We start from the raw sequence: 12,090 nt of genomic DNA on the forward strand, positions 1-12,090 counted from the left end.
GCGTTATGGTTATCCACTTTGACAGACAGTTCGATAGATCACCCGTTATGACATTTTCACTTTTCGGCGATAAATTTACCCGCCATTCAGGCATTACCCGCCTGATGGAGGATCTCAACGACGGCTTACGCACGCCAGGCGCCATCATGCTTGGCGGCGGTAACCCGGCACACATCCCTGCAATGCAGGATTATTTCCAGACGCTACTGACAGAGATGGTAGAAAGCGGCAAAGCCGCTGATGCGCTTTGTAATTATGACGGTCCCCAGGGAAAAACGGCGCTACTGAATGCACTGGCCGTACTGCTACGTGAAACGCTGGGATGGGATATCGAACCACAGAATATTGCGCTGACAAATGGCAGTCAGAGCGCGTTTTTCTACTTATTTAATCTCTTCGCCGGACGTCGCGCCGACGGCAGTACGAAAAAGGTACTATTCCCGCTTGCGCCGGAATACATCGGCTATGCAGATTCCGGTCTGGAAGACGACCTCTTCGTTTCGGCGCGCCCGAATATTGAACTGCTGCCGGAAGGCCAGTTTAAGTATCACGTCGATTTTGAGCATCTGCACATCGGCGAAGAAACGGGGATGATTTGCGTCTCGCGCCCGACCAACCCAACCGGTAACGTTATCACCGACGAAGAGCTGATGAAGCTGGACAGACTGGCGAATCAGCACAACATCCCACTGGTGATTGATAACGCTTACGGTGTACCGTTTCCGGGCATTATCTTTAGCGAGGCGCGCCCGCTGTGGAACCCCAATATTATCCTGTGTATGAGCCTCTCGAAGCTGGGGCTGCCCGGTTCCCGCTGCGGGATTATCATCGCCAATGATAAGACGATTACCGCCATTGCCAACATGAACGGCATCATCAGCCTTGCGCCCGGGGGCATGGGCCCGGCGATGATGTGCGAAATGATTAAGCGTAACGATCTGCTGCGGCTGTCGGAAACGGTTATCAAACCTTTCTACTATCAGCGCGTTCAACAGACGATCGCGATCATTCGTCGCTATTTATCCGAAGAGCGCTGCCTGATTCATAAACCAGAAGGCGCAATATTTTTGTGGCTGTGGTTTAAAGATCTGCCGATTACCACCGAGTTACTCTATCAACGCTTGAAAGCGCGCGGCGTGCTGATGGTGCCAGGCCACTATTTCTTTCCCGGACTGGATAAACCCTGGCCGCACACACACCAGTGTATGCGGATGAACTACGTGCCTGAACCGGATAAAATCGAGGCGGGCGTAAAAATTCTGGCAGAAGAGATAGAACGCGCCTGGCGTGAAGGCTGACGGTTATTCCGGCCATTATGCAGGCCGGAACGATGTTCAGAAAGGTTGAGAATAGAGGCGCTGGCGCTGCACATTTGTTGCGTCAACGCACTGTAACGCACTGGTCGGGCAGGCTTCCACGCACGCCGGCCCCGCTTCCCGATGCCAGCAAAGATCGCATTTAATCGCCTGCGCGCCTGACGCGGACGCCACCACGGTCATCGCACCAAACGGGCAAGCCAGCATACAGCTTTTACAACCAATGCAGCGCGATGGCGTCACGAAGATATGCCCCCGATCACGGCGAATCGCCTGTACCGGGCAGACATTCGCGCACGGCGCGTCCTCACACTGATGGCAGACCGTGGCCGTGGTGAAGCAATCCTCTTTTATCACCCGGATACGCGGCACAAAGTCCGCCGTCGTCACCGCCGCGCTATTCTGCTGCTCCTGATGCGACACCACGCAGGCGACCTCGCAGGTACGACACCCGATACACGCCGACGCATCCGCCATAATAAACCGGTTCATTGTTCTCCCCCTGCGTTAAAACGCCAGAATGCCAGAGAGCCATTCCCCGCCGCTTTGATCCCACTACGCAAACGGACAAATTTTGTCAGATGCCTGATAAAACCTGGCGAGCTGTCTTATTCGCGAACGGTAAATCCCAGCTCATTAGAGATAGCCTGTGCGGTTTCACGCAACGGTTTGAGCAGATTTTTCTCGCCGATCTGTTTTAGCCGTGACGTCGACAGTGAAATAGAAATGGCGTAAGGCACTCGATGGTGAATATCAAACACAGGCACAGCAATACAGGAGACGCCCAGTTCATTTTCTTCGCGGTCCATCGCCATGCTGGTTTCACGAATTTGCGCCAGCTCATCGTACATTGCTGGTAAATCGGTAATGGTATTACGAGTCAGCGGCTGGATCTGATCTTTATGGCTTTCCCAGTAAGACGCCACATAATCCGGCTGACCAAACGCCATATAAATTTTCCCCATCGCCGAGCAGTACAGCGGCATATGCTGGCCAATGTAGGCACGCGTGCGCAGCATACCGGTGGTCGGTTCCAGCTTATAAATCAGGATAGCGTGATCATCTTCACGGCTGGAAAAATTCACCGTCTCGCCGGTGGCCAGGTTGAGCGCCTCAAGGTGCGGTGCCGCAACGTGGATGATATTCAGCGATGACAGGGCTTTTTGGCCGACGGCAATAAACTTTGTCGTCAGACGGTAGCTCCCGGCCGCCGGCGCTGGCGTCACATATCCGCAGGATTGAAGCCCCTGCAACAAACGATGGACGGTACTCTTGTTCAACCCCGCCAGCTCCGACAGGTGCGCCAGTGGGCAACCGTTCGGGTAGTTACTCAAAATTTCTATCAACATCAGGCCACGAAACAGGCTCTGACTCCCCGCAGGCTTCTCTTTATCGTTGTTCTGGCTCATCAGAAAACTCTCTCCTTTCTTGGGCGATCAGATGGTAGCTCAAAGTGTGTTGCAGTTCACGATATCAGCATAAAAAACATAAGCCGATGATTTTAATCCTTTTTAAAAACCTTCTCTGGCGTTGCCATGTCAATTTTTGATCTATATATTTGGAACTACATTTCGCATTATGAAATTTATCGACAAAAAAACATACTAAATTTTCTAACAATCGACCAGGAGAACAGGGATGAAAGTAGCTTTCGAAGAGTTAAAAGGGGCCTTCTACCGCGTCTTGCGGTCGCGGAATATTGCGGAAGATACCGCCGACGCCTGCGCGGAAATGTTCGCTCGCACCACTGAGTCCGGTGTCTATTCCCACGGCGTGAACCGCTTTCCCCGCTTCATCCAGCAACTGGATAACGGCGACATTATTCCTGATGCTAAACCGCAGCGAGTTACCAGCCTCGGCGCCATCGAACAGTGGGATGCTCAGCGCGCTATCGGCAACCTGACGGCGAAAAAGATGATGGACCGGGCCATCGAGCTGGCTTCCGATCATGGTATTGGCCTGGTGGCGTTACGTAATGCTAACCACTGGATGCGCGGCGGCAGCTACGGCTGGCAGGCGGCGGAAAAAGGCTATATCGGCATTTGCTGGACCAACTCCATCGCCGTCATGCCGCCGTGGGGGGCGAAAGAGTGCCGTATCGGTACCAATCCGCTGATCGTCGCCATCCCGTCTACGCCGATCACGATGGTGGATATGTCGATGTCGATGTTCTCCTACGGAATGTTAGAAGTTAACCGTCTGGCGGGCCGCGAACTGCCGGTGGATGGCGGTTTCGACGATAACGGTCAGTTGACCAAAGAACCGGGCGTTATCGAGAAAAATCGCCGCATTTTACCAATGGGTTACTGGAAAGGATCTGGTCTGTCGATTGTGCTGGACATGATTGCCACCCTGCTTTCCAACGGCTCTTCCGTTGCCGAAGTGACCCAGGAAAACAGCGATGAATATGGCGTTTCGCAGATCTTCATCGCCATAGAAGTGGATAAGCTGATCGATGGCGCAACCCGCGATGCCAAACTGCAGCGGATTATGGATTTCATCACCACTGCTGAACGCGCCGACGACAACGTCGCGATTCGGCTGCCCGGCCACGAATTTACCAAATTGCTGGATGACAACCGCCGTCACGGTATCACCATTGACGACAGCGTCTGGGCCAAAATTCAGGCGCTGTAAGGAGCCACATCATGATTTTTGGACATATTGCGCAGCCTAATCCGTGCCGGCTACCGTCGGTCATAGAGCAGGCGCTCGATTTCCTGCGCAATACGGACTTTCGCACGCTGGAACCTGGCGTAGTGGAAATCGACGGCAAAAATATCTTCGCGCAGATTATCGATATGACCACCCGCGATGCTGCTGAAAATCGTCCGGAAGTCCATCGCCGCTATCTGGATATTCAGTTTCTGGCATGGGGCGAAGAGACAATTGGGGTTGCCATTGATACCGGTAATAATCAAATCAGCGAGTCATTATTAGAACAGCGCGATATTATTTTTTATCACGACAGTGAACATGAATCATTCATTGAAATGATACCGGGAAGTTATGCCCTGTTTTTCCCGCAGGATGTTCATCGTCCCGGTTGTAATAAAAGCATTGCTACGCCGATACGGAAAATAGTCGTAAAAGTCGCCATAGACGTTTTATAAAATAGAGTTTACTGGAGCACAAAATGAAAAATAATACCGGTTATATTATCGGTGCGTACCCTTGTGCACCCTCATTTCACCAGAAGAGTGAAGAGGAAGAGACGGAATTCTGGCGGCAACTCTCTGATACTCCGGATATCCGGGGGCTGGAGCAGCCTTGTCTTGAACATCTTCACCCGCTCGGCGACGAGTGGTTATTGCGCCATACACCAGGGAACTGGCAAATCGTGGTCACCGCGATAATGGAAACCATGCGCCGCCGTAGCGAAAACGGCGGTTTTGGATTAGCGTCCAGTGACGAGGAACAGCGTAAAGCCTGCGTGGAGTACTATCGTCATCTGCATCAGAAGATCAATAAAATCAATGGGAACAATACCGGCAAAGTCATAGCCCTTGAGCTTCATGCCGCTCCTCTGGCGGGCAATCCGAACGTGGCGCAGGCAACCAACGCCTTTGCGTGCTCATTAAAAGAGATTGCCAACTGGGACTGGTCCTGCGACCTGGTGCTTGAACACTGCGACGCGATGACCGGCCCCGCACCGCGCAAAGGATTCTTACCGTTGGTAAACGTACTGGAAACTATTGCCGACTATGACATAAGCGTCTGCATTAACTGGGCGCGCTCGGCTATTGAAGGGCGGGATACCTCTCTACCGCTGATCCACACGCAGCAGGCCAAACAGGCTGGAAAACTCGGGGCGCTGATGTTCTCCGGTACAACGCTGGATGGAGAATACGGCGAATGGCAGGACCTCCATGCTCCGTTTGCACCTTTCTGTCCACAAAGTCTGATGACGGAGAAACATGTTAAAGAACAGATTACCGCCGCAGCTCCCGAACTGTTGCAGTTTACCGGTATTAAATTATTGGAAATCAATGCCAGCGCCGATATTAATCACCGCATAAATATATTACGCGATGGTATTAACATGATGAAAAAGGCCACACGCCGCTAACCTGAATTAAACATCATCACCTTAATTCTCGGTCTGCAACTCAACGTTGCGCCGACCTAATATAAACCAAACATAAGAAATTAAGTTCCACTATTCAGCATCGAAAGAAATAAGTTTCTATAACCTGATGGAGTCGTTATGAAGCGGGTACTTGAGGGCATACTTGCGGTATTAATTGCCGTACTTTCCTGCATTGTATTTATTAACGTTATTTTACGTTACGGTTTTGAGAGCAGTATTTTGTCGGTAGATGAACTATCACGTTATCTATTTGTATGGCTGACATTTATTGGCGCCATTGTTGCATTTATGGATAACGCTCACGTTCAGGTCACTTTTGTGGTGGAAAAACTTTCGCCAGCGAATCAGCGTCGACTCTCGCTGCTGACACATTCGCTGATTTTATTGTTATGCCTCGCATTAGGCTGGGGCAGCCTGCAAAAAGCGTTGCAGGACTGGAGCGATCACTCGCCAATCCTCGGTTTACCGATCGGCCTGATGTATATCGCCTGTCTGCCCACAAGCGTTGCCATCGCGTTAATCGAGCTGCGTCGGCTTTATCACTTAATAACGCGTAACGATTCCTTTCAACAACCACAGCAAGGAGCCTAATCATGGCCGTGGTGATATTTCTCTGCTGCCTGCTCGGCGGGATCGCGATAGGTTTACCCATCGCCTGGTCGCTGCTGCTTTGCGGCGCTGCTCTGATGGCATATCTGGATATGTTTGACGTGCAGATTATGGCGCAAACCCTGGTTAACGGCGCGGACAGTTTCTCCCTGCTGGCTATTCCCTTTTTTGTTTTGGCCGGTGAAATCATGAACGCGGGCGGCCTGTCAAAGCGAATTGTCGACCTGCCGATGAAGCTGGTCGGCCATAAACCCGGCGGCCTGGGCTACGTGGGCGTTATTGCGGCAATGATTATGGCCAGCCTTTCCGGCTCTGCGGTAGCAGATACCGCTGCGGTCGCCGCGCTGCTGGTGCCGATGATGCGCTCCGCAAACTACCCGATCAACCGCTCCGTTGGGTTAATCGCTTCCGGCGGGATCATTGCGCCAATTATTCCACCCTCGATTCCTTTTATTATCTTCGGCGTTTCCAGCGGCTTGTCGATCAGCAAGCTGTTTATGGCCGGGATCGCACCGGGCATCATGATGGGCGCGGCGCTTATGCTCACCTGGTGGTGGCAGGCCGGGCGATTAAATCTCCCTTCTCAGCCTAAAGCAACACCGCGTGAAATCTGGCAATCATTGGTTTCAGGTATCTGGGCGCTGTTTTTACCGGTGATTATTATCGGCGGCTTCCGTTCCGGACTTTTCACGCCAACGGAGGCAGGGGCGGTTGCCGCCTTTTACGCCCTCTTTGTCGCCGTGGTTATCTATCAGGAATTAACGTTTTCCAGTCTCTACCACGTGCTGGTCAATGCCGCCAAAACGACGTCAGTCGTCATGTTTCTGGTGGCCGCGGCCCAGGTATCCGCCTGGCTGATTACGATCGCGGAATTACCCATGATGGTGTCAGATTTGCTGCAGCCGCTGGTCGACTCTCCGCGACTCTTATTTATCGTCATTATGATCTCAATTATGGTCGTCGGTATGGTGATGGATTTGACGCCAACGGTGTTAATTCTTACCCCTGTATTATTGCCATTAGTTAAAGAAGCCAATATTGACCCGATTTATTTCGGCGTCATGTTCATTATTAACTGCTCTATTGGATTAATCACACCGCCCGTTGGCAACGTCCTCAACGTTATTTCCGGGGTAGCAAAATTGAAATTTGATGACGCGGTAAGAGGCGTATTCCCTTACGTTGTCGTCCTGATGTCGCTGCTGGTTTTATTTATTTTTATTCCCGAGCTAATTATCACACCGCTTAAATGGATTAATTAAAGGATAATATTATGAAATTACACGTTATTGCTCGTTCATTATTGATAGCTGGTCTGACGGTTTTCAGCGTGTCGTCTCTGGCGGCGCAATCTTTACGTTTTGGTTATGAAACACCGCAAACTGACTCCCAACATATTGCCGCGAAAAAATTTAACGAACTATTAAAAGAAAAAACTAACGGCGAATTAACGCTAAAACTCTTTCCTGACAGCACATTAGGTAACGCCCAGGCAATGATCAGCGGGGTGCGCGGCGGAACCATTGATATGGAAATGTCCGGTTCGAACAATTTCACCGGCCTGGCCCCTGTATTCAACTTACTTGATGTCCCCTTCCTGTTTCGCGATACCGCGCATGCGCATAAAACGCTCGACGGCAAAGTCGGCGATGAACTGAAAAAATCACTCGATTCAAAAGGGTTAAAAGTCCTCGCCTACTGGGAAAACGGCTGGCGCGACGTCACCAACTCCCGCGCGCCGGTAAAAACGCCGGGCGATTTGAAAGGCTTAAAAATCCGCACTAACAACAGCCCAATGAATATCGCGGCCTTTAAAATCTTCGGCGCGAACCCTATTCCGATGCCGTTCTCCGAAGTCTATACCGGCCTCGAAACCCGTACGATTGATGCCCAGGAACACCCTATCAACGTCGTGTGGTCAGCGAAATTCTATGAGGTACAGAAATACCTCTCCCTCACTCATCACACCTATTCGCCTCTGCTGCTGGTGATCAATAAAGCCAAATTCGACGCTTTAAGCCCGCAGCTCCAGGAGGCACTGCTGAGTTCCGCTAAAGAAGCGGGTGACTATCAGCGCAAACTGGTCGCCGAAGATCAGCAAAAAATTATCGATGGCATGAAAGAAGCCGGAGTTGAAGTCCTGACCGATATCGACCGTAAAGCCTTCAGCGATGCGCTGGGCAGCCAGGTGCGCGATATGTTCCTGAAAGACAACCCGCAGGGCGCTGACCTCCTGAAAGCCGTGGACGAGGTGCAATAAGTCATGAGCAACTACTGGCTGGGGTTAGATTGTGGTGGGAGTTGGCTAAAAGCCGGGTTGTACGATGGCGCAGGCCGGGAAGTAGCGGTGCAACGCCTGCCGCTGCACGCTTTAAGCCCGCAGCCAGGCTGGGTTGAACGCGATATGACCGAGCTGTGGCAACAGTGCGCCTCGGTCATCAGCAAACTGCTGGCGCACACGGGGGTGAGCGGCTCACAAATCCGCGGTCTGGGTATTTCCGCTCAGGGTAAGGGCCTGTTCCTGTTAGATAAAAGCGATCGGCCATTAGGTAAAGCGATACTCTCTTCCGACCGTCGCGCCATGGAAATTGTCCAGCGCTGGCAAAAAGAAGCGGTTCCGCAAAAACTCTACCCGCTGACCCGACAAACTCTATGGACCGGGCATCCGGTCTCCCTTTTACGCTGGGTAAAAGAGAATGAGCCGCAGCGCTACGCGCAGATAGGCTGCGTAATGATGACGCATGACTATCTGCGCTGGTGCTTAACCGGCGTGAAAGGCTGTGAGGAGAGCAACATCTCCGAGTCCAACCTCTACAACATGGCGACGGGCCAGTACGACCCGCGTCTGACCGAGTGGCTGGGCATCAGTGAAATCGATAGCGCGCTGCCCCCCGTGGTGGGTTCAGCCGAAATATGCGGGGAGATCACCGCTCAGGCAGCCGCCATCACCGGTCTGGCGGCGGGCACCCCCGTCGTCGGCGGCCTGTTTGACGTGGTTTCCACCGCCCTTTGCGCCGGTATTGAGGATGAATCAACGCTCAATGCGGTGATGGGCACCTGGGCCGTCACCAGCGGCATCGCGCACGGCCTGCGCGACCATGAGGCCCACCCTTACGTCTATGGCCGCTACGTCAATGACGGGCAGTATATCGTTCACGAAGCCAGCCCGACCTCCTCCGGCAACCTCGAATGGTTTACCGCCCAGTGGGGCGACCTCTCTTTTGACGAGATCAATCAGGCGGTCGCCAGCCTGTCGAAAGCCGGTAGCGACCTTTTTTTTCTGCCGTTTCTCTACGGCAGCAATGCCGGACTGGAGATGACCTGCGGCTTTTACGGCATGCAGGCGCTGCACACCCGCGCGCACCTGCTGCAGGCGATTTATGAAGGCGTGGTCTTCAGCCATATGACCCACCTCAACCGCATGCGTGAACGTTTTACCGACGTTTGCGCCCTGCGCGTTACCGGCGGCCCGGCCCACTCCGACGTCTGGATGCAGATGCTGGCGGACGTCAGCGGTTTACGCATTGAGCTGCCGCAGGTGGAGGAGACCGGCTGCTTCGGCGCGGCGCTGGCGGCCCGCGTCGGCACCGGCGTATATCGCGATTTCCGCGAGGCCCAACGCGACCTGCAGCACCCGGTGCGCACGCTGCTGCCGGACATGACCGCGCACGCCCTCTACCAGCGCAAATACCGCCAATACCAGGATTTGATTGAAGCACTACAGGGCTATCACGCCCGTATTAAGGAGCACGCATTATGAGCCGACCATTACTGCAACTGGCGCTCGACCACACCAGTCTGGAAGCAGCCCAACGCGATGTCGCCCTGCTACAGGATCATGTCGATATCGTTGAGGCCGGAACCATCCTTTGTTTAACCGAAGGCCTTAGCGCGGTGAAAGCCCTGCGAGCGCAGTGCCCGGAAAAAATCATCGTCGCCGACTGGAAAGTGGCCGATGCTGGTGAAACCCTGGCGCAGCAGGCTTTTGGCGCTGGCGCCAACTGGATGACTATCATCTGCGCCGCGCCGCTCGCGACCGTCGAGAAAGGCCACGCCGTCGCGCAATCCTGCGGCGGTGAAATTCAAATGGAGCTGTTCGGCAACTGGACGCTGGACGACGCCCGAGACTGGTATCGCACCGGCGTGCGTCAGGCGATTTATCATCGCGGACGCGATGCGCAGGCCAGCGGGCAACAGTGGGGAGAAGCGGACCTGGCACGCATGAAGGCGTTGTCCGACATCGGCCTTGAACTATCGATTACCGGCGGCATTACCCCAGCGGATCTGCCGCTGTTCCGCGACATTAACGTTAAGGCATTTATCGCCGGACGTGCGCTGGCAGGTGCCGCCCATCCGGCGCAGGTCGCCGCCGAATTCCACGCCCAAATTGACGCCATTTGGGGAGAAAAGCATGCGTAATCATCCATTAGGTATTTACGAGAAAGCACTGGCGAAAGATCTCAGTTGGCCAGAGCGGCTGGTGCTGGCAAAAAGCTGCGGTTTTGATTTTGTTGAGATGTCGGTGGATGAAACCGACGAACGTCTCTCACGCCTGGAGTGGACCTCGGCCCAACGCGCTTCGCTGGTGAACGCGATGCTGGAAAGCGGCGTCACCATCCCGTCGATGTGCCTCTCCGCCCATCGTCGATTCCCTTTTGGCAGCCGCGACGAAGCGGTACGCCAGCGGGCGCGTGAAATCATGACCAAAGCCATTCGCCTGGCGCGCGATCTCGGTATCCGCACCATTCAGCTAGCAGGTTACGACGTCTATTACGAAGAACACGACGAAGGCACCCAGCAACGTTTCGCCGAAGGGCTGGCGTGGGCGGTGGAACAGGCCGCAGCGGCGCAGGTGATGCTGGCGGTGGAGATCATGGATACCGCGTTTATGAACTCCATCAGCAAGTGGAAAAAGTGGGACGAGATGCTTTCGTCACCGTGGTTCACCGTCTACCCGGACGTCGGCAACCTCAGCGCCTGGGGGAACGACGTCACCGCCGAGCTGAAGCTGGGTATCGACCGTATCGCCGCTATCCACCTGAAAGACACGCTGCCGGTGACCGGTGACAGCCCCGGCCAGTTCCGCGACGTGCCGTTTGGCGAAGGATGTGTTGATTTTGTTGGCATCTTCAAAACGCTGCATGAGCTGAATTATCGCGGTTCATTTCTGATTGAGATGTGGACAGAGAAAGCCAGCGAGCCGGTGCTGGAAATTATCCAGGCGCGACGCTGGATTGAATCACGGATGCAGGAAGGAGGTTTCACATGTTAGAGCAACTGAAAGCCGAGGTGCTGGCGGCCAACCTGGCCCTCCCGGCGCACGGGCTGGTCACCTTTACCTGGGGCAACGTCAGCGCGGTCGATGAGACGCGCAAACTGATGGTCATCAAGCCTTCGGGCGTTGAATATGAGGTGATGACCGCCGACGATATGGTGGTGGTAGAGATCGCCAGCGGTAAGGTCGTTGAAGGCAACAAAAAACCGTCGTCCGATACCGCGACCCATCTGGCGCTCTATCGCCGCTATCCGCAGATCGGCGGGATCGTTCATACCCATTCCCGCCATGCGACGATCTGGTCGCAGGCCGGGCTCGATCTGCCCGCCTGGGGCACCACCCACGCCGACTATTTCTATGGCGCGATCCCCTGTACCCGACTGATGACCGTTGAGGAAATTAACGGCGAGTACGAGTATCAGACCGGCGAGGTGATTATTCAAACCTTTGAAGAGCGCGGTCTGGATCCGGCGCAAATCCCGGCGGTATTGGTTCATTCACACGGCCCGTTTGCCTGGGGTAAAAACGCCGCTGATGCCGTCCACAACGCCGTGGTGCTTGAGGAGTGCGCCTATATGGGGCTGTTCTCGCGCCAGCTGGCCCCGCAGCTACCGGATATGCAGCCTGAATTGCTCGATAAACACTATCTGCGTAAACACGGCGCGAATGCCTATTACGGGCAGTAATACCGGCAGTCACAGCCTGTGTCGGATGGCGGCTGCGCCTTATCCGACCTACAAGATTTGCAATATCAATACGTTGTGATGAACTCTTGTAGGCCCGATAAGCAAAGCGCCATC

The 12,090-nt window shown here is 54.0% G+C and carries 13 protein-coding genes; 11 read left to right on the plus strand and 2 right to left on the minus strand.

Going from position 1 to position 12,090, the window contains the following annotated elements; all coding sequences use genetic code 11:
• The first annotated feature begins 47 nt into the window (after positions 1 to 47).
• Complete coding sequence (gene avtA, locus J4613_RS15325) at positions 48 to 1,298, plus strand: valine--pyruvate transaminase (RefSeq protein WP_000144384.1); 1,251 nt, start codon at positions 48 to 50, stop codon at positions 1,296 to 1,298.
• A 36-nt stretch (positions 1,299 to 1,334) separates the two neighbouring features.
• Here the strand turns inward: avtA and J4613_RS15330 are convergent, their stop codons facing one another.
• The gene (locus tag J4613_RS15330) at positions 1,335 to 1,808 is read right to left on the minus strand and encodes a 4Fe-4S dicluster domain-containing protein (RefSeq protein WP_001078812.1); all 474 of its coding nucleotides are present in this window, start codon (positions 1,806 to 1,808) and stop codon (positions 1,335 to 1,337) included.
• A gap of 116 nt (positions 1,809 to 1,924) precedes the next feature.
• A complete protein-coding gene (gene yiaJ, locus J4613_RS15335; protein WP_000081338.1) occupies positions 1,925 to 2,725 on the minus strand; it encodes an IclR family transcriptional regulator YiaJ in 801 nt (266 codons plus the stop codon).
• Positions 2,726 to 2,954: 229 nt separating this feature from the next.
• Between yiaJ and yiaK the strand changes: the two genes are divergently transcribed.
• The 10 genes from yiaK to araD all read left to right on the plus strand — a co-directional run bounded on the left by yiaK (position 2,955) and on the right by araD (position 11,976).
• The gene (yiaK, locus tag J4613_RS15340) at positions 2,955 to 3,953 is read left to right on the plus strand and encodes a 3-dehydro-L-gulonate 2-dehydrogenase (protein ID WP_000861182.1); all 999 of its coding nucleotides are present in this window, start codon (positions 2,955 to 2,957) and stop codon (positions 3,951 to 3,953) included.
• An 11-nt stretch (positions 3,954 to 3,964) separates the two neighbouring features.
• On the plus strand, positions 3,965 to 4,429 hold the full coding sequence (locus J4613_RS15345; RefSeq protein ID WP_111742198.1) for a YhcH/YjgK/YiaL family protein: 465 nt from the start codon (positions 3,965 to 3,967) through the stop codon (positions 4,427 to 4,429).
• A 23-nt stretch (positions 4,430 to 4,452) separates the two neighbouring features.
• Positions 4,453 to 5,385, plus strand: a complete 933-nt coding sequence (locus J4613_RS15350) for a DUF4862 family protein (RefSeq protein WP_111742197.1) — start codon at positions 4,453 to 4,455, stop codon at positions 5,383 to 5,385.
• 138 nt (positions 5,386 to 5,523) lie between these two features.
• Positions 5,524 to 5,997, plus strand: coding sequence for a 2,3-diketo-L-gulonate TRAP transporter small permease YiaM (gene yiaM / locus J4613_RS15355; RefSeq protein WP_000832316.1), 474 nt, complete (start codon positions 5,524 to 5,526; stop codon positions 5,995 to 5,997).
• A 2-nt stretch (positions 5,998 to 5,999) separates the two neighbouring features.
• Positions 6,000 to 7,277, plus strand: coding sequence for a 2,3-diketo-L-gulonate TRAP transporter large permease YiaN (gene yiaN / locus J4613_RS15360; RefSeq protein WP_111742196.1), 1,278 nt, complete (start codon positions 6,000 to 6,002; stop codon positions 7,275 to 7,277).
• A gap of 11 nt (positions 7,278 to 7,288) precedes the next feature.
• Positions 7,289 to 8,275, plus strand: coding sequence for a 2,3-diketo-L-gulonate TRAP transporter substrate-binding protein YiaO (gene yiaO / locus J4613_RS15365; RefSeq protein WP_208293658.1), 987 nt, complete (start codon positions 7,289 to 7,291; stop codon positions 8,273 to 8,275).
• Between the two features lie 3 nt (positions 8,276 to 8,278).
• Positions 8,279 to 9,775: an FGGY-family carbohydrate kinase gene (locus J4613_RS15370; RefSeq protein ID WP_111742195.1), complete on the plus strand. Its 1,497-nt coding sequence runs from the start codon at positions 8,279 to 8,281 to the stop codon at positions 9,773 to 9,775.
• The gene (ulaD, locus tag J4613_RS15375; RefSeq protein ID WP_000089527.1) at positions 9,772 to 10,434 is read left to right on the plus strand and encodes a 3-keto-L-gulonate-6-phosphate decarboxylase UlaD; all 663 of its coding nucleotides are present in this window, start codon (positions 9,772 to 9,774) and stop codon (positions 10,432 to 10,434) included. Before J4613_RS15370 ends, ulaD begins: the two co-directional genes overlap by 4 nt.
• Positions 10,427 to 11,287, plus strand: a complete 861-nt coding sequence (locus tag J4613_RS15380) for an L-ribulose-5-phosphate 3-epimerase (RefSeq protein ID WP_111742194.1) — start codon at positions 10,427 to 10,429, stop codon at positions 11,285 to 11,287. Before ulaD ends, J4613_RS15380 begins: the two co-directional genes overlap by 8 nt.
• Complete coding sequence (araD, locus tag J4613_RS15385; RefSeq protein WP_023204158.1) at positions 11,281 to 11,976, plus strand: L-ribulose-5-phosphate 4-epimerase; 696 nt, start codon at positions 11,281 to 11,283, stop codon at positions 11,974 to 11,976. The genes J4613_RS15380 and araD overlap by 7 nt, the downstream gene beginning before the upstream one ends.
• Positions 11,977 to 12,090 lie beyond the last annotated feature (114 nt).

Source organism: Salmonella sp. 32020114201800008SM (assembly GCF_017572025.1).
GTDB classification, from domain to species: domain Bacteria; phylum Pseudomonadota; class Gammaproteobacteria; order Enterobacterales; family Enterobacteriaceae; genus Salmonella; species Salmonella enterica.